General features: G+C 72.2%; 28 protein-coding genes. 15 read left to right on the top strand and 13 right to left on the bottom strand.

Going from position 1 to position 26,114, the window contains the following annotated elements; all coding sequences use genetic code 11:
* The first annotated feature begins 263 nt into the window (after positions 1-263).
* Positions 264-479, top strand: a complete 216-nt coding sequence (locus tag E1284_RS21915; protein ID WP_207923878.1) for a FitA-like ribbon-helix-helix domain-containing protein — start codon at positions 264-266, stop codon at positions 477-479.
* 584 nt (positions 480-1,063) lie between these two features.
* Here E1284_RS21915 and E1284_RS21910 read toward each other — a convergent pair.
* From E1284_RS21910 to E1284_RS44075, 4 genes are read right to left on the bottom strand one after another with little or no spacing between them, the layout of a single operon-like run.
* On the bottom strand, positions 1,064-1,252 hold the full coding sequence (locus E1284_RS21910) for a DUF397 domain-containing protein (protein ID WP_131941830.1): 189 nt from the start codon (positions 1,250-1,252) through the stop codon (positions 1,064-1,066).
* Between the two features lie 2 nt (positions 1,253-1,254).
* A complete protein-coding gene (locus E1284_RS21905) occupies positions 1,255-1,449 on the bottom strand; it encodes a DUF397 domain-containing protein (protein WP_131941828.1) in 195 nt (64 codons plus the stop codon).
* On the bottom strand, positions 1,446-1,958 hold the full coding sequence (locus E1284_RS21900) for a DUF5753 domain-containing protein (RefSeq protein WP_243714659.1): 513 nt from the start codon (positions 1,956-1,958) through the stop codon (positions 1,446-1,448). Before E1284_RS21900 ends, E1284_RS21905 begins: the two co-directional genes overlap by 4 nt.
* Positions 1,847-2,176 (bottom strand): helix-turn-helix domain-containing protein, encoded by a 330-nt coding sequence (locus tag E1284_RS44075; protein WP_165965366.1) that lies wholly within the window; start codon positions 2,174-2,176, stop codon positions 1,847-1,849. The genes E1284_RS21900 and E1284_RS44075 overlap by 112 nt, the downstream gene beginning before the upstream one ends.
* A gap of 223 nt (positions 2,177-2,399) precedes the next feature.
* On the opposite strand from E1284_RS44075, the gene E1284_RS21890 reads away from it, so the two are divergent.
* The 3 genes from E1284_RS21890 to E1284_RS21880 all read left to right on the top strand — a co-directional run bounded on the left by E1284_RS21890 (position 2,400) and on the right by E1284_RS21880 (position 3,499).
* Positions 2,400-2,789, top strand: coding sequence for an ATP-binding protein (locus tag E1284_RS21890; protein WP_165965365.1), 390 nt, complete (start codon positions 2,400-2,402; stop codon positions 2,787-2,789).
* 72 nt (positions 2,790-2,861) lie between these two features.
* A complete protein-coding gene (locus E1284_RS21885) occupies positions 2,862-3,167 on the top strand; it encodes a hypothetical protein (RefSeq protein ID WP_131941820.1) in 306 nt (101 codons plus the stop codon).
* Positions 3,164-3,499: a hypothetical protein gene (locus E1284_RS21880; protein ID WP_131941818.1), complete on the top strand. Its 336-nt coding sequence runs from the start codon at positions 3,164-3,166 to the stop codon at positions 3,497-3,499. Before E1284_RS21885 ends, E1284_RS21880 begins: the two co-directional genes overlap by 4 nt.
* Positions 3,500-3,927: 428 nt before the next feature.
* Here E1284_RS21880 and E1284_RS21875 read toward each other — a convergent pair whose 3' ends face one another.
* From E1284_RS21875 to wecB, 3 genes are read right to left on the bottom strand one after another with little or no spacing between them, the layout of a single operon-like run.
* The gene (locus E1284_RS21875) at positions 3,928-6,045 is read right to left on the bottom strand and encodes a glycosyltransferase (RefSeq protein ID WP_131941837.1); all 2,118 of its coding nucleotides are present in this window, start codon (positions 6,043-6,045) and stop codon (positions 3,928-3,930) included.
* A gap of 53 nt (positions 6,046-6,098) precedes the next feature.
* Positions 6,099-6,755: a hypothetical protein gene (locus E1284_RS21870; RefSeq protein ID WP_131941816.1), complete on the bottom strand. Its 657-nt coding sequence runs from the start codon at positions 6,753-6,755 to the stop codon at positions 6,099-6,101.
* Positions 6,748-7,848, bottom strand: coding sequence for a non-hydrolyzing UDP-N-acetylglucosamine 2-epimerase (wecB, locus tag E1284_RS21865; protein ID WP_131941814.1), 1,101 nt, complete (start codon positions 7,846-7,848; stop codon positions 6,748-6,750). Before wecB ends, E1284_RS21870 begins: the two co-directional genes overlap by 8 nt.
* A gap of 24 nt (positions 7,849-7,872) precedes the next feature.
* Here wecB and E1284_RS21860 point away from each other — a divergent pair, with 24 nt between their 5' ends.
* The 3 genes from E1284_RS21860 (at position 7,873) to E1284_RS21850 (ending at position 11,922) form a co-directional block, all read left to right on the top strand.
* The gene (locus tag E1284_RS21860) at positions 7,873-9,303 is read left to right on the top strand and encodes a glycosyltransferase family 4 protein (protein WP_243714657.1); all 1,431 of its coding nucleotides are present in this window, start codon (positions 7,873-7,875) and stop codon (positions 9,301-9,303) included.
* 20 nt (positions 9,304-9,323) lie between these two features.
* On the top strand, positions 9,324-10,586 hold the full coding sequence (locus E1284_RS21855; RefSeq protein WP_131941810.1) for a nucleotide sugar dehydrogenase: 1,263 nt from the start codon (positions 9,324-9,326) through the stop codon (positions 10,584-10,586).
* Between the two features lie 178 nt (positions 10,587-10,764).
* Positions 10,765-11,922: a glycosyltransferase family 4 protein gene (locus E1284_RS21850; RefSeq protein WP_131941808.1), complete on the top strand. Its 1,158-nt coding sequence runs from the start codon at positions 10,765-10,767 to the stop codon at positions 11,920-11,922.
* A 19-nt stretch (positions 11,923-11,941) separates the two neighbouring features.
* Here E1284_RS21850 and E1284_RS21845 read toward each other — a convergent pair whose 3' ends face one another.
* Entirely contained in the window at positions 11,942-13,909 is a 1,968-nt protein-coding gene (locus tag E1284_RS21845; protein WP_165965364.1) for an outer membrane protein assembly factor BamB family protein, read from the bottom strand.
* Between the two features lie 134 nt (positions 13,910-14,043).
* Here E1284_RS21845 and E1284_RS21840 point away from each other — a divergent pair, with 134 nt between their 5' ends.
* From E1284_RS21840 to E1284_RS21810, 6 genes are all read left to right on the top strand, one after another.
* Positions 14,044-14,640 carry an HD domain-containing protein gene (locus E1284_RS21840; protein WP_207923877.1) on the top strand — a complete coding sequence of 199 codons (597 nt, stop codon included), beginning with the start codon at positions 14,044-14,046 and terminating at the stop codon, positions 14,638-14,640.
* A 31-nt stretch (positions 14,641-14,671) separates the two neighbouring features.
* The gene (locus E1284_RS21835; RefSeq protein WP_131941802.1) at positions 14,672-15,169 is read left to right on the top strand and encodes an SRPBCC family protein; all 498 of its coding nucleotides are present in this window, start codon (positions 14,672-14,674) and stop codon (positions 15,167-15,169) included.
* A gap of 48 nt (positions 15,170-15,217) precedes the next feature.
* Positions 15,218-15,952 (top strand): acetoacetate decarboxylase family protein, encoded by a 735-nt coding sequence (locus E1284_RS21830; RefSeq protein ID WP_243714656.1) that lies wholly within the window; start codon positions 15,218-15,220, stop codon positions 15,950-15,952.
* The gene (locus E1284_RS21825; RefSeq protein WP_131941800.1) at positions 15,949-16,599 is read left to right on the top strand and encodes an SDR family NAD(P)-dependent oxidoreductase; all 651 of its coding nucleotides are present in this window, start codon (positions 15,949-15,951) and stop codon (positions 16,597-16,599) included. The genes E1284_RS21830 and E1284_RS21825 overlap by 4 nt, the downstream gene beginning before the upstream one ends.
* A gap of 73 nt (positions 16,600-16,672) precedes the next feature.
* Positions 16,673-19,192, top strand: a complete 2,520-nt coding sequence (locus E1284_RS21820) for a HelD family protein (RefSeq protein ID WP_243714655.1) — start codon at positions 16,673-16,675, stop codon at positions 19,190-19,192.
* A 101-nt stretch (positions 19,193-19,293) separates the two neighbouring features.
* Entirely contained in the window at positions 19,294-19,980 is a 687-nt protein-coding gene (locus tag E1284_RS21810; protein WP_131941798.1) for a TetR/AcrR family transcriptional regulator, read from the top strand.
* On the opposite strand, the gene E1284_RS21805 is transcribed toward E1284_RS21810, so the two are convergent.
* From E1284_RS21805 to E1284_RS21790, 4 genes are all read right to left on the bottom strand, one after another.
* Complete coding sequence (locus E1284_RS21805) at positions 19,977-20,831, bottom strand: glycosyltransferase family 2 protein (RefSeq protein ID WP_131941834.1); 855 nt, start codon at positions 20,829-20,831, stop codon at positions 19,977-19,979. The two genes, E1284_RS21810 and E1284_RS21805, sit on opposite strands and share 4 nt — an antisense overlap.
* A gap of 23 nt (positions 20,832-20,854) precedes the next feature.
* Positions 20,855-21,706, bottom strand: a complete 852-nt coding sequence (locus E1284_RS21800; RefSeq protein ID WP_131941796.1) for a CDP-alcohol phosphatidyltransferase family protein — start codon at positions 21,704-21,706, stop codon at positions 20,855-20,857.
* Positions 21,696-22,796, bottom strand: coding sequence for an iron-containing alcohol dehydrogenase family protein (locus E1284_RS21795; protein ID WP_165965367.1), 1,101 nt, complete (start codon positions 22,794-22,796; stop codon positions 21,696-21,698). Before E1284_RS21795 ends, E1284_RS21800 begins: the two co-directional genes overlap by 11 nt.
* A gap of 63 nt (positions 22,797-22,859) precedes the next feature.
* On the bottom strand, positions 22,860-23,591 hold the full coding sequence (locus E1284_RS21790; RefSeq protein ID WP_131941793.1) for a phosphocholine cytidylyltransferase family protein: 732 nt from the start codon (positions 23,589-23,591) through the stop codon (positions 22,860-22,862).
* A 333-nt stretch (positions 23,592-23,924) separates the two neighbouring features.
* On the opposite strand from E1284_RS21790, the gene ispD reads away from it, so the two are divergent.
* Positions 23,925-24,626: a 2-C-methyl-D-erythritol 4-phosphate cytidylyltransferase gene (gene ispD / locus E1284_RS21785; RefSeq protein ID WP_131941791.1), complete on the top strand. Its 702-nt coding sequence runs from the start codon at positions 23,925-23,927 to the stop codon at positions 24,624-24,626.
* A complete protein-coding gene (locus E1284_RS21780) occupies positions 24,623-25,372 on the top strand; it encodes a glycerophosphodiester phosphodiesterase (RefSeq protein ID WP_131941789.1) in 750 nt (249 codons plus the stop codon). Before ispD ends, E1284_RS21780 begins: the two co-directional genes overlap by 4 nt.
* Before the next feature lie 16 nt (positions 25,373-25,388).
* Here the strand turns inward: E1284_RS21780 and E1284_RS21775 are convergent, their stop codons facing one another.
* Positions 25,389-25,916 carry a hypothetical protein gene (locus E1284_RS21775; protein WP_131941787.1) on the bottom strand — a complete coding sequence of 176 codons (528 nt, stop codon included), beginning with the start codon at positions 25,914-25,916 and terminating at the stop codon, positions 25,389-25,391.
* Positions 25,917-26,114 lie beyond the last annotated feature (198 nt).

The following is a 26,114-nucleotide window of genomic DNA, read 5'->3' as shown; positions in this document are numbered from 1 at the left end:
CGCCGCGACCCTCAAGCGCTGGCACATCCTGCGGAAGGCCCGCTGCTCACCCAGCCGCCTGACCGCCATCGTCCAAGCCATCCTCACTCTTCACCACCAGGCCGAATGAGGTTGGAATCAGCTCAGTCCTACATCGACGGCCACCGGCTCGCCGAACGCCGCAAGACCCTCGGCGGCCAGGACGAGACCGCCGTGTTCGGCGACGACCAGTAAATCAATCAGCACCGCATGCACTTGCGTGCTAAAACGCATGCACGGGAGTCATTCAGATCCGGGACGTCCCCGATGAGACCGAGCGGATGCTGAAGGCACGAGCCGAACAAGACGGCAAGTCACTGACGGCCTATGTGCGAGACCTCCTCAACGAGGAAGCCGCCACACCGACGCCGGACGAGGTGATGGCCAAGATCGCAGCCGATGAACCGGTGCCTTACAACCCCGACTTCATCCGCCAAGCCATGCGCGACGGGCACCGGTGAGCCTGGTCGTCGACGCCTCGATCGTGTTCCGTCGGCTGGCCGACGTCAAAGGCGATGGCCTCCCCCGACAGCGGCTGGCACGCAAGCTGCACTCACCCGGAGTTGATCGATCTGGAGACCGCCTCGATGGTGCGCGCGGCCATCTCGCCGCAACCACAGATCCCCATGCAACAACCCCGCAGGCCTGGCAACGGCCTCGCAGGGTCCGCATTCCGTCGCCCCCGGCCCGGCCTGCCTCGTTGAGCGGGCGGGTGCGCGTGCTGGGCACCGTGACCGGACGTCGTGGCCGGCTCTTCATTCAGCAGAGAGGGGCCCCGTCTCCGCCACGCCAGCGTCAGCCTCACCGATGACGCCCCGGAATCGCAGGCCGAGGGCATGCTCAAGCCGGTTGAGCGGGGCCAGGGGCGGAACACCTCCACCGCCGGATTCGATGCGGGACACGGCGGGGCGAGTGCCGGGCGCGCTTCTTGGTGGGCGAGCCGGTACTCATCGGTGTCACGCTTGGCGGCCAGTGATCAGAGGCACCTCGCACTTCGCCACGCATGCGCGAAGACGAAAGAGACGGGCGAGCCAGGGCTGGACGCTCAGCGAGTAGGCTGCTGCTTGACCTGCCCGATCAGGTCGGCGAACTGCGCAACGGACAAGGTGAGGTGTCCTCCACCCGGATCCTTGCTGTCACGCACGCCAACCCCCGGCGAAAGCCGTCCCAGCTCAAGGCAGTGCTGATCATCCGCACCACCGCTGTGAGAACTCTTACGCCACTGCACGGCCATGGCTACCGCGTCGAGTGCCGCTTGACCTGCTCGATCAGGTCGGCGAACTGGACGACGGACAAGGTGAGGTGTTCCCCATCCGGGTCCTTGCTGTCACGAACCCCGATCCCGACCTCTGGCTCAAGCCGTCCCAGCTCAACACACTGCTCGTCGTTCACGCCGCCGCTGTAAGAACTCTTGCGCCACTGGACGATCATGTGTACCTCTCCAAGTACTGTTCAACGATCTCGCGAGCGGCTTCCTCGGAGGCAGCCTTCACGCCGATACGGTCGGACGTAATCGAAAGCTCCCGAACTTCGCCAGGCGTTTCGATCAAGCGGCCGCCGTTCAGCGCACCGGAGTAGGCGACGTCCCGGTCCTCCAGGCCGAAGATCTGCATCGACCCATCGAGGCCCATGTGCTCGCCCGAGGAGAAGGGGACCACCCGCAGGCTCACGTGCGAGAGCGTGGCGAGTTCGAGCAGGTGCTCAAGCTGCTTCCTCATGACCTCCGCGCCACCGACTGGACGTGCCAGGACCGCCTCATCGATCACCGTCCAGGCGAGGAGGGAGTCTCCTTTGTCCCAGTACGCCTTTTTCTTATCCGTCCGGCGAGTCATGGTGGCGTCCAGGTCCTTGAATTTACTCGCCCGGACGCAGGCCCATGTGTAGTCGTCCGTCTGGAGAGCAAGCGGGACGACCTGGCCGTGGTAGGTCTTGACCGAGATGCCTCTTCCTCATACTTGTCGATCTGACGACCCCAGTCCGGGTCGTGCGCCATTCGGGCAAACCAAAGCAAAACCTGGAAAAGTAGTCCGGTCCCGTACGCCCTGTCGAGTAGCCGCATCTGGTCGTCCTGCGGGCGCCGACGCCCTGCTTCCAGGTTGGAAACAGTCGACCGAGCCGCTCCGATGATCTCCCCGCACTGGGTGAGCGACAGCCCCATCTTCTCCCCTGAAGAAGCGCATACAGAAGGCCAGGAAGTGCCACATGGAGATCCTGGGGTCAAGGGGGTCACGAACGATCGGCATCGTTGCTCCTGTTTCCGATTCGGCTGATTACAGCGAAACCTTAAAACGGGCCGGTGATCCTTGTCGCAGGAAATCGGATTCTTGGGCAAGGACGGGACGATGGCGAGGACAGCGGCAACAGAGCCGATCATGACCCTTATGGGCACGCATTCCGCAGTGGGGCTGGCGCGCACCCTCACGGACACACAAATCCGTAAATGGGACTACTCGCACATTCTCGATAGTGCGCTTCTCGTCGTCTCGGAGCTCGTCACCAACGCGGTCCGCCAGACGCCGGACGAGGAGATCCGTCTCCAGCTCAGCCGCGACGCCTACGGGATCATCATCGCCGTCTGGGACGCCGACCACGAGCTGCCCAAGGCCAAGCCGGTGAAGGAACTCACCCTCGACGACCTCGACCTCTCCGAGCAGGCGTTCGACGACAACGGCGGCTGGGGTCTGCACATCGTCCAGGCCATGTCCGCCAAGTGCGGCGTCACCGCCGACCCGGCCGGCGGTAAGTGGGTGTGGTCGCGCATGCACCCGTAGTGGGCACCGAGTCCGCCTTCACCATCCGTACCGGCAGTCCAGGCATGCCCCGCGACGAGAGCTGACACGAAGATGGCCACCGGCCACCCGACGACCACGAGCGGACGACGCCCGTTCCTGACCGCACTCGATGAGGCCGTGCGCAAGTACGGCGGAATGTCGAGCGGCATCGTCCCGCGCAACGGCACACCCGTCCTCTACGTAATCAACACCGAGTCACCCAGCAAGTTCACCGAGATCAGCGCCGACTTCATTCGCGGCACCTGGGTATTCACCCGGGCTCCGATCGGCGGCACGATCAGCGCGGTCGGCGACCTGGCGACCGCCACCGACACGATCGCACGCGCGCTTGGGGCTCACACCAGGCTCCGCCCGTGATGGAGACCGAGCCCGCGGATATGACGCAATGGGGTCGGCAGGCACGGCCGTTCAGCGTGCGCGCTCGTGCCCATCAAGATCATGTTTGGTGTGAGATGCACGATCCGATTCCGCTCGGGCCGGCGCTGTTACAGAACTCTTCTCTCTGCAAGGAACTGCTCAAGAAGGGCGAACAGGACGCTCACCGCCTGTTCATCTTCCTCAGGTGTCAGGTATCGGAAATCCGGCCAAGCGCCGTCTTGATAGATCTCGCAGAGTACAAGGAAAGGCCAGTAGAGTTCACGCCTCCCCTTGCCGCGAAGAGCAAGCCACTCATGAAAATCCTTGAGTAGGGAGCGTCCCGCCCCTACTTCATACCCAACCAAGAAGGCGCAGGTACCCTCATAGGTTCCACGCATCACATAGATGCGGTGATGCTTTTTGAATTCTGCCAAGAACTCCGAGAACAGTTTCTCGTAGTCAGAATCCGGAGCTGGCTTCATTGCCACAATCCCGCAACCTGTCTAGTTCCCGTCCGGCTCATGCCTTCATGATGTGATGAGACCGGGCTTCATCTGCTTCTTTGCCGCCCAGCCTATCGGTCACGGCATCGTGCTGCCGGGGATTGGGACTAGTCGGCTGCAGTTGGACGACGTTGCTGTCGCGGTGCCCTTCCACATCGTGGCGATGGTCTCCGCTCGGCACGGCGCATCTACTGGTCGGAGGCCGGTGGGACTGGGCGGAGTCGACAGTTCGATGGGGCGAGGGCCATGCGGTCTTCCTACTTGGCTAGGAGGTCTGTCCATTGGCGGCAGACCTCGGGGAGGGCGTAGGCGGCTCTTACCTGGGTTCTCGCTAGCTCCCGGTCCTTTTCCCAGCGGTTTTGGGTGACTGTTTCAGATATGGCGGCGGCCATTGCCGTGGGGGTCTCGTGGATCCAGCGGGGGTCGTAGATGGTTTCGGCGCCGGGCCATGGGAGTAGGGCCGGGACGGCGCCGGAGGCCATGCCCTCGGCGGGCGCCAGGTGGAAGCTCTCGTCGTCGCTCGTGGAGAGGACGAAGCCTATGCGGCGCAGCCAGGACGCCACGTCGCGGCCGTAGTTGTCGAAGACCACGCCGCCGGAGAGCAGGCGGGAGCGGCGGATGCGGCGGAATGTTTTCTCGTAGTGGGCTCTCTCCTCTTCCTTCTGCCAGATCCACCAGTACTCCCAAGGGAGTTTGGATTTGATGAAGAGGGTGAAGCGGGGGTCGTCGCGGCGTAGTTCTTCCAGGACGTCCAGGGCCAGGTCCAGGCGTTTGCGCGATGGGGCTATGCCGATCATGCCCAGGTGGTGCTCGGCGCCGGGGAGTTTGGTGCGGTCCAGTTGGGCGTCGTCCACCCAGTTCGGGATCGTGACCACCTTGGACGACGGCCAGCCCGTCAGCTCGCGGGTCAGGTCGGTGTAGTGGGGGCTTACGCAGATGACCTGGTCTACTGCGTCGATGTCGAGTTGCTTCGGCCATGGGGCGTAGAGCTCGAAGCGGTGAAGGCGGACGACTAGGCGTTGGTCGGGACGTTTGCGGGCGGCGAACCACAGGGCGTTCGGGCCGCACCATTCGCAGATGATGACGTCCGCCCAGTCGACCAGGTCCTGGCTGCGCTTCTCGTCGTGGGCCTTCAAGGCCGGCCAGTGGTCTACGCGGATCTCCATGTCGGAGCGGGAGCGCAGGTAGTCGAGCAGGCGGGTGAAGAACTTCAGGTCGTGGCCCGCCACCCCGACGCGCAGGGGACGCTGTTTGACCGAAAGGACGGCCTGGGACGGCTCAGGGAACGCCTGGGAGATGTAGGTGCTGAGGCGTTCCGCGGCGGCGTCGAGGGTGAATGAGGTGGCGGCCGTGCGGCAGCGGTCGGCGGCGAGGGTGTAGACGTCCGGGTTCTTGCCGATGAGGGTCAGGGCGTCCAGGACGTCGTCCTCGGTGGCGGCGAAGAGCGGGTAGTCGGCGCCGAGCAGGGTCTCGTGCATGGGGGTGCGGTTCAGGACGACCGGGACGCCCAGCGTGCCGCATTCCAGCACCTTCGTGGACAGTTCCAGGCTCGCGTCCATGGACGGGTCGCGCCAGGAGAGGCCGACGTCGCCTGCGGCGGTGAGGCGCATCGCCTCGGCGCGCGGGTGGCCGCCGTGCCAGACGACGCCCTCGGCGGTCTCCAGGGCCGTCCGCATGCGGGTCGAGAAGCCGGGGTCGGCGGGGTCGTCGTGGATCTTGTCGCCGACCATGTGGAGTTCGGCGTCCACGCCGCGCATGGCGAGCAGGCGGGGCAGGGACGTCATCTCGTAGGTGTTCCAGCGCGGCGCGAACTTACCCGTGTAGACGAGGCGGAGCGGGCCGTCGGGGGCGCCCGCGGGACGGGTCTCCAGGCCCTCGGGGAGCACGACGACCGGCGGGAACAGGACGCTCTTGCCGGCCGCCGCCGGGACGGCGCTCTCCAGGAAGCCGCGCAGTTCCTCGGTCTGGCAGAGCAGCACGCGGGAGGCGTCCGCGATGCGGCGCAGCTCGGCCTTCGCGGACGCGCCGAACTCGGCCGCCGACTGCGGGACGTCGGTCAGGTACGTCCAGAGCCGCCCGGCCAGCGGGCCAGCGGCGAGCTTGCCCGCGAGGCGGCGGCCGCGGACGACGACCAGGTCGTGCGGGGCCTCGGCGTCGATCGCGGCGAGAGTCGCGGCGGCCTGCTTGGGCGTCATCGGCGCGTCGAACAGGCCGTCGGCGTGCGGGCTGCGGACGGTGACGCCGGGCAGGGCGCGGAGCGGGTCGACGAGCCGCCCGGTCCGGACGGGCGCCTTCAGGACCAGGGTCACCTCACAGCCGGCGCGGGCCAGGGCCTGGACCATGCCCTGGGCCCAGATCGCCGACCCGTCGATCATGTTGAGGTCGACATCGCCGTAGACGAGGGCACGTGGTCGCACGGTGGTTCCTTTCAACGGACGAGGTGGCCGGGTGCGGTGGCGGTGGCGTCCCAGCGCAGGGAGGCGAGGGTCGCGGGCGGTGTCCGGCCCCACAGGACGAGCGGGAGCGAGCGGGCGGCGGCGATCTCGCGGAGCTCGTGCAGCGCGAGATCGCGGTCGTACATGCCGGGAACCCCCAGGTAGGCCCAGGGGGAGCCGGGTTCGCCGGCCGCCGCGTCCACGACGAGCATGTCGACGTCGGCCGAGCCGAGGACGGTCGCGGCGTCGTGCGGGTACAGCGGGACGACCTTCGCGTACTCCGCGAGCTGTGTCGCCGTGGACGGCGCCAGGACCCCCGCGATGATCAAACCGTCGCACGGGCCCGCGACCAGCAGGCGGTTCTCGGGACGGTCGACCCGGTCGGCCTCCACGCCCTTCGCGGACGAGCCCGCCGAGGGCACTGGAGCGTTCCGCTTGCGCCACAGCCGGTACAGCTCCTTCGGCAGCCGCTTGCCGCGCTTCGGATTGCGCGCGGCGCCCGCGACCAGGCGTCCGAACTGGACGGCCGTCGACCGCTCCAGTGCGGTGAGCCGCTTCTCCAGCTCGTCGAGGCGCGCCTCGCGCTCGCGCAGCGTCGACTTGAGGCGTCCGAGCTGCTGGTACGCCTTCGCGTCCTTGGCGTCACTCACTCAGGAACTCCATGATCACTTCGGCGATGCGGGGGCCGGCGTGGCCGTCCCACAGGGGCGGTCGCCGGTCGGACGCCGCACCGCCCGACTCCAGGGCCTTGCGCGCGGCGGGCACCAGTTCTTCGAACGTGACGAGCCGGTTCGTGCCGTGCGTGATGGTGATCGGCCGCTCGGTGTTCGGCCGGACCGTCAGGCAGGGCACGCCGAGGATCGTCGTCTCCTCCTGGAGCCCGCCCGAGTCCGTGACCACCGCCGCCGCCCCCCGCACGGCGGCGATGAAGTCGATGTACCCGAGCGGGTCCAGGACGTGCACGCCGGAGTGGTCGGCCAGCCCGGCGGCGAGCAGGTTCGCCCGGCCGCGCGGATGGACGGGGATGACCAGGTCGGCGAGGTCGGCGACGCCGTGCAGGTGCCGGACGAGGGCGGACGCCGTCCCCGGCGCGTCCACGTTCGCGGGGCGGTGCATCGTCGCGAGGACGTACCGCTCGGGCAGCCCGTGGGCGGCGCGCACGGCGTCCGTGTCGAAGGAGTCCAGGTTGGCCAGCAGCGTGTCGATCATCGGGTTGCCGACCAGGTGGGTCCGCGCCACCGGGACGCCCTCGGCGGCCAGGTGGCCGATCCCCTCCGGGCTCGTGACCAGGCACAGCGCGGACAGCTGGTCGGTGACCCGCCGGTTCACCTCCTCCGGCATGGTCATGTCGAAGCTACGCAGCCCGGCCTCCACATGGGCGACCGGGATGTGCAGCTTGGCCGCGACGAGGGCGGCGGCGATGGTCGAGTTCACGTCGCCGTACACGATGACCAGTGCGGGTGAACGGCTCGTGAACTCCGCCTCCAGCCCGATCAGCAGCGCGGCGGTCTGCTCGGCGTGCCCGCCGGAGCCGACACCGAGGTTGACGTCGGGCTCGGGAAGGCCCAGCTCGTCGAAGAAGACCTCCGACATCCGCGCGTCGTAGTGCTGGCCGGTGTGGACCACGGCCTGTTCGGCGCCGGCGGCCCGCAGCGCGGTGATCACCGGGGCGGCCTTGACGAAGTTCGGCCGCGCCCCGAGGACGTGCACGATCGGTGCCAACACAATTTCCCTTCTGTTCATCGGGGTCGCTTAGCGTCCGGCCCCGTGGTGAAAAAATCCGTCTACCTGGCCGGACTCGCGTATCGGCAGCTGCGCGACGATCCCGGACGGGCCTCGCGGCTGGCGGCGCGGCTGGTCGCGCGCACCCCGTTCGGCGCCCGGCTGCGGCATTCCCCGCTGACCGTCCCGCGGCCCCGGGACGTCCGGCGCGAGACCGAAGATCTGCGCGCCCTGCTGGCCCGCAGCCCCTTCCCGGCACGGCGCGGCGCGCCCAGGCCCGGCAGCACCGTCCTGCAGTTCGTGACGAACGCGCTGCCCCGCACGAACGCCGGCTACACCGTCCGGACGCACCGGATCGCGCTCGCCCAGCGGCGGATGGGCCTCGACACCCACGTGGTCACGCGGCTCGGCTACCCGCTCAGCCAGGGCATCGGCGACGCGCGTGCACGGGTGGACGTCGACGGCGTCCCGTACCACCGGCTGCTCCCCTGGCTGCCTCCCGCCGACCCGGTCAAGGCCGTCGAGAAGGGCGCCGACCTGGCCGGACGGCTGGTCGAGGAGCTGCGGCCGTCCGTCCTGCACGCGGTCAGCGACCACCACAACGCGGCCGTCGCGCTCGAACTGGGGCGCCGCCACGGCATCCCCGTCGTCTACGAGGTGCGCGGCTTCCTGGAGGACTCCTGGCTCTCCCGCGACCCCGCCCACCGCGAGACCGACGACTTCTACCGGCTGACCCGCGAACTGGAGACGCGCCGGATGGCCGAGGCCGACGCGGTCGTCACGCTCGGCGAGGCGATGCGGGCGGAGATCGCGTCCCGCGGCATCCCGGAGGAGAAGATCTTCACCGTCCCGAACGGCGTGGACGAGGCGTTCCTGGAGCCCCTCCCCGACGCGGGCGGCCTGCGCGCGGAGCTCGGGATCCCGGCGGACGCGACCGTCGTGGGCCTGACGTCGTCCTTCTACGGCTACGAGGGCATCGACACGCTGATCGACGCCGCCGCCCTGCTCCGCGACCGCGGCACGCCCGCCACCCTGCTGCTGGTCGGGGACGGCCCGGAGCGCGGCGCGCTCGAACGGCGCGCCGCCGGGCACGGCGTTCACGCCGTGTTCACCGGGCGGGTGCCGATGGAGTCCGTTCGCCGATTCCACGCCGTCCTCGATGTGTTCGCGGTTCCGCGCCGGGCGGACCGGGTGTGCCAATTGGTGACGCCCCTGAAGCCGATCGAGGCGATGGCGGGGGGAATCCCCGTTATGGCCAGTGATGTCAAAGCTCTTCGGGAAATCGTGGAACCGGGCGTGACGGGCACGTTAACAGTTCCGGAAGACCCGGAAGCATGGGCGAATTGTCTCGAAGATCTGGCTTACGCTCCCGAACGGAGACAGAAAATCGGGCGGTCGGCCCGGGAATGGGTCGCGGCGGAACGCACCTGGCGCGCCGTCGCCGAGCGATACCGGGCGGCCTACCGACTCACCTAGATCGAAGGGAGCCGGGGCGCATGGATCTCGTTGTCATCGGACTCGGCTACGTGGGGCTGCCGCTCGTCCGCGAAGCCTGCCGGGCCGGCCTGCGGGCCGGCGGGCTCGACCGGGACGCGCGCGTGGTCGCCGGGCTCAAGGCCGGGCTGTCGCACGTCGACGACGTCTCGCCCGCCGAGATCGAGCAGATGCTGGAGGCCGGGTTCGCCCCGAGCCTGCGCGAGGACGTCCTGGACGGCGCCCGCACCGTGGTCATCTGCGTGCCGACGCCGCTGTCGCCCGAGGGCGGCCCCGACCTCACCGCCGTGCGCGGCGCGGCCGAGACGGTCGCCCGGCACCTGCAGCCGGGGACGCTGGTGGTGCTGGAGTCGACCACCTACCCGGGCACCACCGAGGAGGTCGTCCGGCCGATCCTGGAGACGTCCGGCCTGGTCGCGGGCGAGGAGTTCCACCTGGCGTTCTCCCCGGAGCGGATCGACCCGGGCAACCCGGTCTACGGGGTGCGCAACACCCCGAAGATCGTCGGTGGGCTGACCCCGGCGTGCGCGTCGGCGGCGTCGGCGTTCTACGGCAAGTTCGTCGACCGGGTCGTGGAGGCCAAGGGCACCCGCGAGGCCGAGATGGCCAAGCTGCTGGAGAACACCTACCGGCACGTCAACATCGCCCTGGTCAACGAGATGGCGGTGTTCTGCAACGAGCTGGGCATCGACCTGTGGGACGCCATCGACTGCGCCGCCACCAAGCCGTTCGGGTTCCAGGCGTTCCGCCCCGGCCCCGGCGTCGGCGGGCACTGCATCCCCATCGACCCCAACTACCTGTCCTACAAAGTGCGCTCGCTGGGCTACCCGTTCCGCTTCGTGGAACTGGCCCAAGAGATCAACGACCGCATGCCCCGATACATCGCCGAGCGAGCCCAGCAACTCCTCAACCGCGAAGGACGCGCGCTCAAGGGCGCCAAAGTCCTCCTCCTCGGCGTCACCTACAAGGCCGACATCGCCGACCAGCGCGAATCCCCGGCCCGGCCGGTGGCGCGGCGGCTGGCCCGGCTCGGCGCCGACCTGGTCTTCCACGACCCGTTCGTCTCGTCCTGGGACGTCGACGGGGCGCAGATCCCGCACGCGGGCGGCGATCTGGCGGCCGCGCTGCGGGATGCCGACCTGGCGATCGTCCTAGCCGACCACGCCGCCTACGACGCCGGGACGCTGACCCGGCACGCGCGCCTCCTCTTCGACACCCGCGGCCGCACCCGCGACGTCCAGCGCGAGACCGTCGAACTCCTCTGAACCTCGTTCACCTGCGGCGTGTTGTTGTTATGAGGCCGCCCATAACAACAACACGCCGCAGGTCAACGGGGCGCCGGGGAGCGGACATGTCGTGGTCGGTGGGAATTCATCCCCTATTCGCCCTGGTGGGGCAGGGTCTGGGTGAGATGACTAATCGGCGCGTTACGGAGTGAATGTGATGCGGGTCTGTGTCTGCACGGTGGTTCACCATCCCGAGGACGCACGCATTCTGCACCGGCAGATTCGCGCGCTCCTCGAGGCCGGCCATGAGGTCACATATATCGCCCCATTCCGGGCATGCAATGCGGTCCCGTGGCGCCAGATCAGCCCGGTGGACATCCCGCGCGCCATCGGCCGGCGCCGGCTGCGGGCGCTGCGCGCCGCCCACCGGGCGCTCATCGAGCACGCCCGGTACGCGGACGTGGTCCTGCTGCACGATCCCGAACTGCTGGTGTCCCTGCCCCGCGAGGTCCGCGCGCGGACGGTGGTGTGGGACGTCCACGAGGACACCGCCGCCGCACTGGCGGCCAAGGGCTGGCTGCCCGCGCCGGCGCGCCCGGTGCTGCGGCCGGCCGTCCACCGGCTGGAGCGGCGCAGCGAGCGGCGGCACCGGCTGCTGCTCGCCGAGGAGGGCTACCGGTCCCGGTTCCGCGGTGACCACCCGGTCGTGCCCAACACCACCTACGTCTCCGACACGCCGCCCGGCCCGCCGGACGGCCGCCGCGCCGTCTACGTCGGGCAGCTGTCCCGGGCGCGCGGCGCGCTCGACATGATCGAGATGGCCCGCGCGCTGGCCCCCGAGGGCATCCTGGTGGAGCTGATCGGCGCGGCCGACGCCGACGTGCGGGGCGCGCTGCGGGAGGCGCAGCGGGAGGGCCTCGTGCGCTGGTACGGGTTCGTGCCGAACGACCGGGCGCTGCGCATCGCCGAGGGCGCGATGGCCGGGCTGGCGCTGCTGCACGACGAGCCGAACTACCGGCACTCGATGCCGACCAAGGTCGTCGAGTACATGGCGCGCGGCATCCCGGTGATCACCACGCCGAACCCGCCCGCGGTGGACATCGTCGACCCGGCCGGCTGCGGGCTGATCGTGCCGTTCGGCGACCCGCAGGCCGCCGCCAAGGCCGTCCTGCGGCTCCGCGAGGACCCCGACCGGCGGACCGAGATGGGCAAGCGCGGCTACGACGCGGCCCGCGCGCGGTACCACTGGCCCGTCCACGCGGCGCGGTTCGTCGCCCAGCTGGAGGCGTGGGCGAACCGCTCCGCCGACACCGCCTGGGAGCCGGAACCCGCACTGGAACCCGCACCCGAACCCGAGCCCGTCCCCGAGCGCTGACCCGCCTCGGCCCGCCCGGTCAGGACGGCCGGGGCGGGTGGTGCAGCCGGTAGGCCACGGACCGGGCGATGCGCGCGGCGGCGCCCGGCGGGCGGTTGGCCTCGACGACCACGACGTACCGGCCGACCCGCAGCGCGATCATCCCGGCCGTGGGGCCGATCTCGTACGCCTCGTCCGCGCCGATGTCGCGGCGCCGCCGGGCCTGCGACTGCGTGGCCTGCAGGGCGTCCAGCATCCGGGAGGCGGCCTCGCCCGTCTCGGCCACCCACCGGACGCTCACGGTGAGGCCCCGCACGGCCGGATCGGCCTCCTCCATCGGGCTCGCGGACGGCTTCGGCGACCCCGACCCGGTCGGGGACGATTCCGGCGTCGGAGTCGGCGACCCGCTCGCGCCCTCCGGCTCGTCCTCATCCTTCGGCTTCTTGTTCTTCTTGGGCTTCTCGCGCGGCTCGTAGGTGCAGGACACCGGGCGCGGCAGCCGCACCGGCCCGGCGGACGCGCGGCCCGGCTCGCTGACGTAGCCGTCCAGCCGCGCCGCGGCCAGGTCGGGGGCGGTGAGCAGCGAGCAGGCGTCCGGCCAGTCCGCGACGGGGACGCCGCCGAGTTCGGCGGGGCCGGTGCCGGCCGGCCCGCCGCGCAGCGCGAGCAGCCGCGCCGCGCCGTCCGGGCGGGGCGCCGCCTGCGGGACGGCCACGTACAGCAGCCCGCCCGCCGCCGCCAGCCACGGCCGCGCGCCCGGCAGGTCGGGGTCCATCGAGAACGGCGCCGGCGCGGTGGTGGCGGCGCCGTCGTCCGGCTCGACGATGTCGACGCCCGCGGGCAGCAGCCCCTCCGACAGCCGCGGGCGCAGCGCGAACACGTGCCCGCCGGCCTGTGCGAGCGCCGCGTACGCGGGGACGTCGCGGCCCCATTCGACGCGCCCGGACGGCACGTCCACCGCCTCCATGCGGGTGCGGTCGGAGGATCCGCCCGGGTGGTAGACGACCACGAGCCGCCCCGCCGTCAGCACGCCCGGGCACATCAGGTCGCCGCACACCCCGTCGCCCTCCCAGGCGCCGAACTGGTCGCCGTCCGCGGTGAACGCGCGCAGCGCCGTGCCGTCGGAGGCGAGCGTGACCCCGTCCAGCATCGAGACCTCAGGCGACTCCTTGGAGCCGAGCCGCTCCTCCCAGCGGACGGTGCCCTTCGCCGGGTCGACCGCGAGCAGCCGGCTGCGGCGCCGCCCCTCCGGCCGCGCGCCGTCGCGCCCGCCCTCGCGCCGGTCCTCCCGCGCGGCGGGCCGCTGGTCCTCCAGGCAGTCCAGGCCGAACGCGGCGAGGTCCTCGCGGCCGTCGGACGGGTGGGCGCCGCCCTCGAACAGCCGGCAGCCGCGCGGCAGCGGCCGCCGCCACACCCGCTTGCCCGTCACCGCGGAGACGCCGAACAGCGTGCGGTGCTTCTCGTCGGTGGTGAGCACGATGTCGGACCCGGCGGGCCAGCGCAGCGTCGTCCGCGACACCGCGGCGGGGCGCTCGCCCTCGCGCCGCCACAGCAGCCCGCCCGACAGCGCGTCGAACGCGACGAGCACCCGGTCGGCGCGGTCGCCGTTCCGCTCGAAGTAGGCGACCAGCCGGGACCGCGTGGACGTCCAGCCGAGCAGCGTCCACCCGTTGCGCCGGTAGCTCCAGCGGTCGCCGCCCGTCCGGGCGTCCCGCACCTGCAGCCCGTGGCCGGACGCGGTCACGACCTGCCCCTGCGCGACCTGGTAGGCGACGCCGTCGTAGCCGCCGGCGGCGCCGTGCTGGATGCGGGTCGTGCTCTCCCAGCTCAGCGCGAGCGGGCCGGGCGGCGGCCCGACCTCGCGCTGCGGCGTGACGGGCTCGCCGGTCACGGTGTGCCGGACCTGCCACCACTCGGCGCGCAGGACGTAGGTGTCGACGAGCACGACGCACAGCGCCACGGCGACCGCCGCGGAGACCAGACCGAGCGCGACGCGGACCCTGCCCACGGACTCCGGTCGGCCACCGGGCCGCTGCCGGCTCGCGACCACGACCGCGCCGCCTCCCTCCGCTGAATACTGTGATGCGACGACACCCACCATGCCGTGCGCGGGACGCCCGCGCGACAGAACGGAGACGAACCGTGGAGGTCTTCACCCGCTGGCACGGCTGGGACACGGCGCGTGCGGACATCGCCGCGTCGGGCGCGCCGATCGACGTGGACGCCCTCGGCCGGGCCGTCGCCGCCGCCGAGCGCTGGCACGGCGACCAGAAGCGCCCCACCGGCGCCCCTTATGCCGAGCACCTGCTGGAGGCGCTGGAAGTCCTGGTGCGCGGGGCCGGGGTGACCGCGCCCGCCGTGCTGGCCGCCGCCGTCCTGCACGACGTCGTCGAGGACACCCCGGCGACCCTGCCGGACGTGGAGGCCGAGTTCGGCCCGGAGGTCACCGAGCTGGTCGACTGGGTCACCAAGCCGCCGGCCGCCGGCGCCGGGCGCCAGGCAAAGCGCGCCGCCAGGGCGGCCTACCTGCGCCGCCTCGGCGAGGCCCCGGCGGAGGCGATCCAGGTGAAGCTCGCCGACCGGGCCAGCAACGTCCAGACCCTCGACCGGATGCCGCCGGACTTCCAGCGCCGCTACTACGCCGAGACCGTCGCCTACATCATCCCGCTGGCGGAGCCGCACCCCTGGTTCAGGGCCTGGTACGCGTCCTGGCGGGCGGAGTACGCGCACCTGCTATGACCGAATGGTCATGAGATGGGATGATCGCGGCATGGAACGGGAGTGGGTGGTCGAGGAGAGCGCGGCCGTCGCGGCGCACGCCGCCGACGTGTACGCGGCCGTCGCCGATCCGCGGCGGATGCGCGAGTGGAGCCCCGAGGTGTTCGCCGTCTGGCTGCGCGGCCGGACGATCGCGCCGGGCGCGCGGTTCGTCGGGTTCAACCGCATCGGGTGGCGTGTGTGGTTCACCACATGCCAGGTGACGGCGGCGGTGCCGGGCCAGGCGTTCGCTTTCCGGGTGTCGAGCTTCGGAATGCCGGTCGCGCTGTGGGGGTACCGCTTCGAGGACGTCTCGGACGACCCGTCCGCGCCCCGGACGCGGCTCACCGAGTACTGGGAGGACCTGCGCCGCGACAGCCGGGGCGCGGCGTTCGTCTCGGTCCTCGGCAAGGTGTTCACCGGCGTCCCGGCGGAGCGGCGCGCCGCGGTGAACCGCGCGGGCATGCGCGCCACCCTCGACCGCATCCGGACGGCGGTGGAGAAGGGCTGACGGCCCCGGTTCTTGGCAGCAAAACGAGAACCTGTTCTACTAAGCGGTGTGACAAGCACCGTGCAAGCGCATGCCGTCCAGGGCGAGCGGGTCACCCTCCCGGTGCGGATCCGGGACGCCGCCGTCGGGTCGGCGATGTTCGCCGTGCCCGCCCGCGCCGCCCAGGCCGTCATCGCCTACAGCGGCCTGGAGATCGCCGAGCCGGTGCCCGGCCGGGCGATCTGCTCGCTGGCCTTCGTCCGGTACACCGACGGGGACCTCGGCCCGTACCACGAGTTCGCCGTCGCGTTCCTGGTGCGTCCGCCCGGCGCGGAGCCCCCGGGCGTGTTCGGGCGGCTGCGGGGCGTCGGGGCGTTCATCCACTGGCTGCCGGTCAACCAGGAGTTCACGCTGGAGGCCGGGCGGACGATCTGGGGGTTCCCCAAGGAGATCGCCGACATCCCCATGGACCTGGCCGGGCGCGTCAAGCGGTGCGCCGTGCGGCTGGGCGGGCGGACGGTGATCGAGGTCGCGGTGAAGCCCGGCGCGCCGATGCCGGCCGGCACCGCCGCGCCCAAGGTCGACGCGTACTCGTGCATGGACGGCGTCACGCGCCGGACGCCGTGGACGCTGACGCCGTCCGAGGTGCGGACCCGGCCGGGCGGGGCGAAGGTCGTCCTGGGCGACCACCCGGTGGCGGAGGAGCTGCGCGGGCTGGGGCTGGACCGGGCGCGGGCGCTGAGCAGCAGCACGGTCGGCCACCTGCAGATGGTCTTCGACGGCGCCGAGGAGGTGCGCCGGTGAAGCGGACGGCGCTGGTCACGGGCGCGGCGGGCGGCCTCGGCGCGCTCGCGGCGCGGCGGCTCGCGGCGGCGGCGTGGGACGTCGTCGCGGTGGACGCCGACGAGGCCGGGCTGGCGGAGACGGCGCTGCGCTCCCCCAACATGCACGTGCGGACGTGCGACGTCACCGATCTCAAGGCCGTCCTGGACGTGCTGGCGATGACCGGGCCCGTCCACCGGGTCGTGCACGCCGCCGTGACCGCGCCCGCCGGGTCCGCGCTGGAGCAGCCGACCGCCGAGGTGAAACAGGTTCTCGACACCGACGTGTACGGCACGATGCACGTCGTGCGCGCCACGCTGCCCGGCATGCTGGAACGCGGCGCCGGGGAACTGGTCCTCTGCGCGCCGCCGCCGCGGGCCGGGGCGGCCGCGGCCGCGTCCGGGGCCGTCGCCGCGTACGCCGAGGCGCTCTTGCGGGAGTACGGCGGGCGCGGCGTCACGATCCGCTGCGTCCACCTGGACGGTGCGCCTTCGCCCCGCCCTCTCCTCGACGCGCTGGACCGCTCGCTGGCGCGCCCGCCCGGCGACCTGCACGTCAGGCCGGGCCGGAGCCGGCCGGGGGTCCTCCACGGGCTCCGCTCCGCGCTGAACCCGAGGCCGACCGAATAAGCTGTCTCCTTCGCCCCTTCGGGGGTGCCGGGGGACGTCCCCGGCCGCGACCCACGTGCGAGGAGCAGCCTGTATGTCGTCCCAGGTCACCGGGCGGCCGACCGGTCCCGGCGGCACGGTGAAGGATCAAGAGATCGCCGCCGAGCAGCGCTACGTCGACGTCGCCTACGCGCGGCTGGAGGAGATGCGCGCGGACGCCCAGGCCATGATCCGCGAGGGCTACCGGCAGTCGCTCGCCGGCACCAAGGGCTCGCTCGTGGACCGGGACGCGATGGTCCACCAGGCGGCGCTGCGCGCCCAGGCCCTCGACATCGCCGACGACGGCCTGGTGTTCGGCCGGCTCGACCTCGCCCCCGGCGAGCAGGGCTCCGGCGAGGTCCGCTACGTCGGCCGCATCGGCGTGCGGACCAGCGAGCACGACTCGCTCGTGATCGACTGGCGGGCGCCCGCCGCCGAGGACTTCTACCGCGCCACCCCCGAGGACCCGCGCGGCGTCGTCCGCCGGCGCGTGCTGCACTCGCGCGGGCACACGGTCGTCGACCTGGAGGACGACCTCCTCGACCCGGACGCGGCCGACGGCATGACGATCGTCGGCGACGGCGCGTTCCTCGCCTCGCTCGCCCGCGCCCGCGAGGGCGCCATGCGCGACATCGTCGCGACGATCCAGCGGGAGCAGGACGAGGTCATCCGCGCTCCCGCCGACGGGACCGTCCTCGTGCGCGGCGCCCCCGGCACCGGCAAGACGGCCGTCGCGCTGCACCGCGTCGCCTACCTGCTGTTCCGGCACCGCCGCCGGTTCGGCTCGCGCGGCGTCCTCGTCGTCGGCCCGAACCGCCGGTTCACCGCCTACATCGAGCGGGTGCTGCCGTCGCTCGGCGAGGGCTCGGCGACGCTGCGCTCGCTCGGCGACCTGGTCGACGGCGCCACCGCGACCGTCCACGACTCCCCTCGCCTCGCCCGCGTCAAGGGTGCGGACACGATGGTCCCGCTGCTGCGCCGCGCCGTCGCCGACCACGCCCCCGGCGCCCCCGGCGAGCTGCGCGTCGTGTTCAAGGGCGTCGTCGTCACCCTCGACCGGGCCCGCCTCGACCGGATCAGGAACGACCTGCACCGGCGCAGCCGCGGCAGCGTGAACGCCTCGCGCGGCCGGGCCGCCGAGATGCTGCTGGACGCGCTCTGGCGCCGCTTCAACGACGTCGGCGGCATGGAGGCGGCCGAGGCCGAGGAGAGCGCCGAGACCGGGCTGTGGAACGCGATCCTGGCCGCCGACGGGCTCGCCTCCCTCGACGAGGAGCCCGCCGCGCGCGGGCGGCAGAACGGCGACCCGAAGCGCGCCCAGTTCGACGCGCGCGTCCGCGAGCAGCGCACGTTCACCGACTTCCTCGTCGCCTGGTGGCCGATCCGCCGTCCGCTGGACGTGCTGCGCTCGCTCGGCGACCCGGCCCGGCTGCGCGCCGCCGCCGGCCGTGACCTCGACCGCGCCGACATCGAGCCGCTCGCCGCGTCCTGGGCCGGGGACGCCCCGCTCAGCTACCAGGACGTCGCGCTGCTGGACGAGCTCGACGCGCTGCTCGGCCCGCCGCCCCGGCCGTCCCGCCGGCGCAGGGCCCCGTCCGAGGACGACCCCTTCGTGGTGGACGGCGTCAACATCCTCACCGGCGAGGAGGTCGTGGACGAGAGCTGGGAGCCGGAGATGCAGGAGCTCACCACGTCCATGGAGCGCCTCGAACGGGCCCGGCGCGTGGACGACGGCGTGGTGGAGGAGCGCCCCGAATACGCGCACATCGTGGTGGACGAGGCGCAGGACCTCTCCCCCATGCAGTGGCGCATGCTCGGCCGCCGCGGCCGCCAGGCCAGCTGGACGGTCGTCGAGGACCCGGCCCAGAGCGCCTGGGAGGACCTCGACGCCGCCCGCCAGGCGATGGAGTCCGCACTCGGCGGCGAGAAGCCGTCCAGGGGCCGGCGCCGCACCCGCAAGCCCGCGCCCCGCACCCGGCACGAGTACGAACTCACGACGAACTACCGCAACTCGACCGAGATCGCCGCCGTGTCGGCCCGTGTGCTCGCCCGCGCCCTTCCGGAGGCCCGTCCGGCCCGTGCCGTCCGGACGTCGGGGATCGAGCCGGTCGTCCGCGTCGTCCCCGAACCCGACCTCCCCACCGCCGCCCGCGAGGCGACCGAGCGGCTCCTCGACCAGGTCGAAGGCACCATCGGCGTCATCGTCCCGATGTCCGCCGACGAGTCCGGAACGGCGTCCGAGCCGCGGCGACCGGCTTCGGAGGACGGCCAGACCTCCCTCTTCGACACCCCGGCCGCGTCCGCGGAAGCCGGCGCCGGCGGTGGGAGCGTCGCGTGGACGGAGGCCGACCGGGAGCGGCTCGGGGAGGGGCTGCCGGAGCGCGTCCAGGTCCTGGACGTCCTGGACGCCAAGGGCCTGGAGTTCGACGCCGCCGTGATCGTCGCGCCGGAGACCGTCGCCGCGCAGTCTCCGCGCGGACTGCGCGTCCTCTACGTGGCGGTGTCGCGCGCGACGCAGCGGCTGACCGTCCTCACCGCCGATCCCGAATGGCGCGACACGCTGCTGACCGGCTGAGCCCCCCGGGGACGCCGGGGGCAACGCTCCGAGGGTGATTGGTGCCCGTCCGCGCGGGTTAGGCTGACGATGCCCCCTTTCGCACGGGTGAACGGAGATCGATGAGCGGCCGGAATCCCGCACCCAGGCGCAGTTACGGCGGCCGGTCGGCGGAGGAGCGCCGCGCCGAGCGGCGGGAGCGGCTGCTCGCCGCCGGGCTCGAACTCTTCGGGACGCGCGGCTACGCGGCGACGTCCATCGAGCGGCTGTGCGCGACGGCGAGCGTGTCCACCCGCAACTTCTACGAGGAGTTCACCGGGCGCGAGGAACTCCTCACCGCCCTGCACAGCAGCATCAACCAGCGCGCGGCGGAGGCCCTCGCCGCCGCCTACGCCGGGGCGTCCGGCGCCGGCCTCGGGACGCGCGTGGAGCGCGCCGTCCGCGCGTTCGTCACCGTCACCGCGAGCGACCCCCGCTGGGCCCGCATCGCGTTCGTCGAGGTCATCGGCGTCAGCGCGGACCTGGAGCAGCACCGCTTCCGCTGGCGCGGCCAGTGGGAGGACTCGCTCACCACGATGGCCCGGGAGGCGGTCGAGCGCGGCGAGGCCATCGACCGCGACTACCGCCTCACCATGATCGCGATCATCGGCGCGGTCAACAACCTCGTCCACCACTGGTCCGCCCGCGACCAGGACATCCCGCTCGACGACATCATCGACGAGCTCACCCACCTCATCCTCGCCGCGGTCACGACGCCCCAGGACGGGCGCCGGGACGGACGCCGGGACGGGCGCCGGGACGGGCGCTAGATGATGGGCGGGCGGCCCGTCCGCGTCATGCGCCAGGCGGTGCGGTAGGAGATGGGACGGCGCGGCCCGGCGGGCTTGCGCCAGCCCTCCGCGAAGCCCTTGAACCACGGCTTGAGCGCGCTCGGCCTCCGCTCGCGCAGGACGGTCATGCCGACCCACACGGCGAGGTAGGTGAGCGCCAGCGGCCACGGGAGGTTGCGGCGCGCCAGCCACACGCGGTTGCGGGCGTTGTAGCGGTAGAACATGCCGTGCCGCGTCGGCAGGACGGCCGGGTGGAACATGACCGCCGACGCGTCGTACACGATGCGGTAGCCCGCGTTGAGGATCTGCCAGGCGAGGTCGGTCTCCTCGTGGGCGTAGAAGAAGTCCTCGGGGAGGCCGCCGCCGGCGTCGAACGCGGCGCGGCGGATCGCGCAGGCGCCGCCGAGGAACGTCGTGACGGCGGACGAGCGCTCCGGGTCGCCGGCCCGCAGCCGCGGGACGTGCCGCCGCTCGCCGCGCCCGCCCTCCGGGTCGCGGACCCGGAACGAGACCACGCCGAGGTCGGGCTCGGCGGAGAACCGGTCGCGCAGGTGGGCGCCGAGCCGGGTGGAGCGGTACCAGCCGTCGTCGTCCAGGAACAGGATCACGTCGCCGCAGGAGGCCTCCACGCCCCGGTTCCGCCCGCCCGGGATGCCGAGGTTGGTCGGCAGGCTGAGGGTCTTGACGCGCTCGTCGTCGAACGGCGCGGCGCCGGCGCGGTCGCCGACGGGGTCGACGCCGTTGCCCACGAGGACGACCTCGACGTCCACATGCTCCTGCTCCAGGGCGCTGCGGACGGCGCGGGCCAGTTCCTCCGGCCGGTTCCCCATGGTCAGGACGACGACGGACAGTTTCACTTGAGTCTCCGGGAGGCCAGGATGCTGACCAGGTGAAGCAGGGTCTGCAGGACGGCGACGGCGGCCACCGCGACCATGAGGACGCGGACGGCGACGGGGGTCTGGTTGCCGAGGACGGTGTCGAGCACGGCCGCCGCGAGGATCAGCAGCGACAGCTCGACGGCGCCGATGATCCGGTGGAAGCGCAGCATCGACGCGGCCTGCCGGGCGAGGGCGATGCGGGTGGAGCGGGGCCGCAGCGCCCGGTCGCCGCCGGACGGGTCGGCGGTCAGCCCCGACTTGGCGCGGGCGACGACGACGTTGTCGGTCTCGGCCTTGATGAGCGCGGCGCCGAGCGCGGCGACGAGGCCGAGCTCCACCCAGCCGCCGTTCTTCCAGCCGCCCTGCGCCATGAAGCCGAGCCCGATGAGCAGCGACACCTCGGACAGGTAGTGGCCGATCCGGTCGAGGAACACCCCGGCCACCGACGTCTGCTTGAGGTAGCGGGCGACCTCGCCGTCCACGCAGTCGAGCAGCAGGTAGACCTGGATGAGGACCGCGCCGCCGATCGCCGTCCACAGGGGGTCGAGGGGCAGCGACACGACCAGGCCGGCGACGACGCCGCTCGCCATCATCAGGTAGGTCAGCTGGTTCGGGCTGAAACCGAGCCGCAGCGCGATCCATCCGAAGTACGGGGACAGGTCGCGCATGTAGAGGCGGCCCGCCCAGTGCTCCTCGTTGCGCCGGTCCTTCAGGCCGGGCGGCTGCCCGTACCGGCGGACGTCGGCGACCTTCGCGCCCTTGCGGTGCGGCCGGTGATCGTCGTCGCCGGACGGGTCCGCGGAGTACTCGGGGAGCTCAGCCTCCATGGGCCTGGACATACTCTTCCACCGCCTTGCGCGTCTCGCCCTTGTCGAGATTGAGGTATTCCAAGATGGTGTAGCGGCCGGGCCGCGTCTGCGGGGCGTGCAGCACGGCCTCGGTGAACTGCTCGACGGACAGCCCGATGTCGCCGGGGAGGCGGGGCAGCCCGTGCCGGCCGAGGCAGTCGAGGATCTCGTGCAGCCGCTCCGCCGCGCCGTCGGCCGACGCCGCCCCGGTCGACGCCGCCCCCGCCTCGTCCGCCTGGAGCCGGGTGGCGCGCAGGTGGTAGCAGAACGCCGCGCCGATCCCGGCCAGCTCGCCGTGGTTGGCGGTGTCCGGGTAGAGCTGGTCGATGGCGTGCATGATCTCGTGGTCGCCGCCGCTGGCGGGCCGGGAGTCGCCCGCGAACGCCATCGACATCCCCGACAGGACCAGGCTCTCGGCGAGGACGGTGAGGAACCGGTCCGACTCGATCGAGCCGGGCTGGTGCAGCAGCGCCTCGGCCGCGATGCGGGCCACGGTGAGCGCCATCCGGTCGACCCGCTCCCCGCACTGCTCGGCGGCCAGCAGCCAGTCGTCCACCGCGGACAGGTTGCTCAGCACGTCGCCGATGCCGGCGCGGATCAGCCGGGGCGGCGCGGCGTGCACGTAGTCCAGGTCGATGATCATCGCGAGCGGCATCACCACGCCGAACGAGCCCTTGCCGCCGTCGTGCACGAGCGAGGCGACCGGCGAGCAGATCCCGTCGTGGGACAGGTTCGTCGCGACCGACACCATCGGGATGCCCGACAGCGTCGCCGCGTACTTGGTCGCGTCGATCGTCCGGCCGCCGCCGATCCCGACGACGGCCTCGTAGGACCCGGCGCGCAGCTTGGCGGCCAGTTCGACGGCCACGTCCACGGTGCCGCCCTCGACCCGGAACATGTCGCAGGCCGACAGGGACGGCCGGACCTGCGCGGCGATCTGGTCGCCCTGGCCGGGGCCGACCGCGATCGCCACGCGGCCCTCGGTGACGATGCGCCGGTCGGCGAGCAGGTCGCCGAGAGCGGCGACGGCACCGCGCCGGACGTCGATGGACAGCGGCGCGTTCAGCATCCGCGTCAGCAGGGGCATGAGCCTCCTCGCTCGGTGGAGCGCCTGGAACCGGCGGCCGTCGGGTCAGTAGCCCTTGGCGATCCGGCGGGCCTTCTCCAGGTCGTCGTGGTTGTCCACCTCGACCCAGTCGACCTCGCCGATCGGCGCGACGCCGATGCGGCCGCCGCGGTTCACGTGCTCCTGGTAGCCGTCCTCGTAGTAGAGGTCGGGGTCGCGCTCCCAGGTGGCCTTGAGCGCGTCGGCCAGCGGCTCGGCCGCGGCGGGCTCGATCAGGGTGGCGCCGATGTACTCGCCGCCGGCGGCCGACGGGTCCATCAGCTTGGTGATGGTCTTCAGGTGCCCCTCGCCGTCGAGGATGACCTTCATCTCCTCGTCGGCGAGAGTTTTCACATCGTCCACTGCGAGGAGGATGTCCGGCCCGCGGTTGGCCAGTAGCGTCTTCTCGACGCCCACCGGGTGGACCGTGTCGCCGTTGACCATGAGGACGCCCTTGGAGAAGTGCTCCCGAGCCAGCCACATGGAGTAGGCGTTGTTCCACTCCTCGGCCTTGTCGTTGTGAACCAGCGTGATGCGCACGCCGTACCGCTCTTCGAGGGACGTCTTGCGCTCCTCGACGGCGGACGCGCGGTAGCCGACGACGATGACGACGTCGGTCAGCCCGACCTCGGCGAGGTTGCGGAGGGCGATGTCCAGGATGGTGGTCTCGCCGTCCACCGGGACGAGGGCCTTCGGGAGGGTGTCGGTGTAGGGCCGCAGCCTCCGGCCCGCACCCGCCGCCAGCACCATGCCGATCATGCTTCCTCTTCCTCCCGGTCGAACTGTCCGTGTTGTCCGTGCACAACGCGGCGGCGCGCTCGCCGCCGGGCCTGGAGGCCAACGTAGGCGGCCGATGCGTCACGCGCGAACGAGCCGGGCCCTCGGCGCGGCACGGCGCCCGGTGGCGTCGCGTGCGTCGCGGTGGAACGGTGCCGGCACCGCCTGCACGGACTCCGGCACGGCGAAGCAACCATACTCGATCCGGCGTTCCCGGGCGGTGCAAGCGGCTTCGCCCGCCCCTCGCCGGGGCCCGTCCGGTACGTTGAGCACGGCCCGGGTGTGCCGGGGGACCGGCCGGGAAGATCGGGAGACATGGCGACGCGGACGGTTGCGGTGGTGCTCGCCGGCGGGATCGGCGCACGCATGGGCGCGGGGCGCCCCAAGCAGCTCATGGAGATCGGCGGGCGGCCCATCCTGGCGCACGCGATCGGCGCGTTCGACGCGCACCCCGGCATCGACGAGGTCGTGGTCGTGATGGCGGCCGGGCATCTGCGCGACGCCGCCGCGATCGCCGCGCCGTTCCGCAAGACGGCCGCCGTCATCGAGGGCGGCGACACGCGCACCGCCTCGACGGTCGCGGCGCTGCGGGTGCTGGACGGCCGCCCCGACGACGTCCGCGTCCTGTTCCACGACGCGGCCCGCCCGTTCGTGGACGCCGCCGTCATCGACCGCGTGCTGGCCGCGCTGGACGGCTGCGAGGCAGTCGCGGTGGGCGTGCCGTCGTCCGACACGATCGTGGTGGTGCAGGACGGCGTGGTCGCCTCCATGCCGCCGCGCGAGACGCTGAACCGCTTCCAGACGCCGCAGGGGTTCCGGCTGGGCACCATCCGCAAGGCGTACGAGCTGGCGCTCGCCGACCCCGGCCTGCGGGCCACCGACGACTGCGGGATCGTGCACCGCTACCTGCCGGACGTCCCCATCCGCGTCGTCGCCGGCAGCGAGCGCAACCTCAAGGTCACGCAGCCGCTCGACGCCGTCCTGGCCGAACATCTCGCCGGCGAGGTGAAGCCTTGATCTTCGACGACACGCCCACGGTCATCGGGCACCGCGGCTACGGGTCGGGCGACCCGACGCCGCCCGGCGCCGCCGCCCCCGTCTCCGAGAACACGCTGCCGTCCCTGCTGGCCGCCGTCGCCGCGGGGCTGTCCTGGGTCGAGATCGACGTGACGCGGACCGCCGACGACCACCTCGTCCTGCGGCACGACCCGACGACGGTCGACGGCGACCACCTGGTCGACCTGCCCGCGACCGCGAGCGGCCTCCCCCTCCTGACCGGGATCTTCGACGCGCTGCCGCCGGACGTCGCGGTCGACGTCGACGTGAAGACCGTCCTCGAAGACGCGCTGGACGAGCCGTCGCGCCGCACGGGCGCGCTGCTGGTCCCGGTGCTGAGGCGCGAGGCGAAGCGGCGCCCGCTGCTCGTCACGTCCTTCGACCCGTCGCTGCTGGTGTTCCTGCGGGACGAGCTGCCGGGCGTCCCGCTGGGTCTGCTGACGTGGCTGCGGTTCCCGCTGTGGCACGCCGTCCCGGCCGCCGCCGGGCTCGGCCTGGACGCCGTCGCCGTGCACACGGGGTCGTGCGGCATCGAGCACCCCGATACGCGGCTGCGCCCGCTGGAGCACTGCGTGGACGTCGCGCACAAGGCCGGGCTGGAGACGATCGCCTGGTGCCCGTCGGCGGAGGCGGCGCCGACCTACGCTGAGGCCGGGTTCGACGCGATGGTGGTCAACGACGTCCCGGGCGTCCTCGCGGCCGTCTGACGCGGCCTGCCCACGGCTAGGACTCGATCACGTCATCGTCCGGCCGCGCCTGCTTCGGCGCGGCGGGCACGGCGGGCACGGCCGGCTCGGGGCGGGTCCCGCGCCGGCGGCCGGGCAGCACCGAGGCGACGAGGAGCGCAATGCCGATGATCATGAACGTGCCGTTGGCGGCCATGTTCGAGTAACCGAGGAAGAAGTCCTCCGGAACGGCCTCCGGCGTGGAGTGCTCGAGCATCCACGTCGTCTCCGTGAACCACGCCAGCCCGAGGGCGGAGATGACCACGCCGGGGACGAGCGAGGCGAGCGGGGGCAGCCGCGCGTTCACCACCAGGCCGATCACCGCGGCGCCCGCCAGCAGGATGGCCAGGGCCGCCCAGTCCTCGCTCGGGGCGCTCTCGGCGGGGAGGCCGTTCGCCTTCGCGGCGAGCGCGTGGGCCGCCGATTTGCGCACGTCGTCGACGCTGTAGGCCAGGCAGCCCGCGATCAGGGGGGCGGCGACCACGCCGATCAGCGCGCCGATTCCGTGCCGGGCGGCGTTGTTCATGGGCCGGCTCCTGTCCGGTGGGGGGTGGAAGAGCCCGCCCACCGTACAGAAATCCGCGTACCGGGATGATCACATCCCGGACTCGATCACTTCGGGCGGTTGCCGCCGTACATGCGCGTCCACTCGCCGGGCTCGTCGTCGTCCGAGCCGCCCTCGATGGACGGCTCCTGCTTCTTCTCCTGGGCCGGCGGCGTGGGC

The organism is Actinomadura bangladeshensis (genome assembly GCF_004348335.1).
GTDB lineage: Bacteria > Actinomycetota > Actinomycetes > Streptosporangiales > Streptosporangiaceae > Spirillospora > Spirillospora bangladeshensis.
This window is presented reverse-complemented; position numbering and strand designations above follow the sequence as displayed.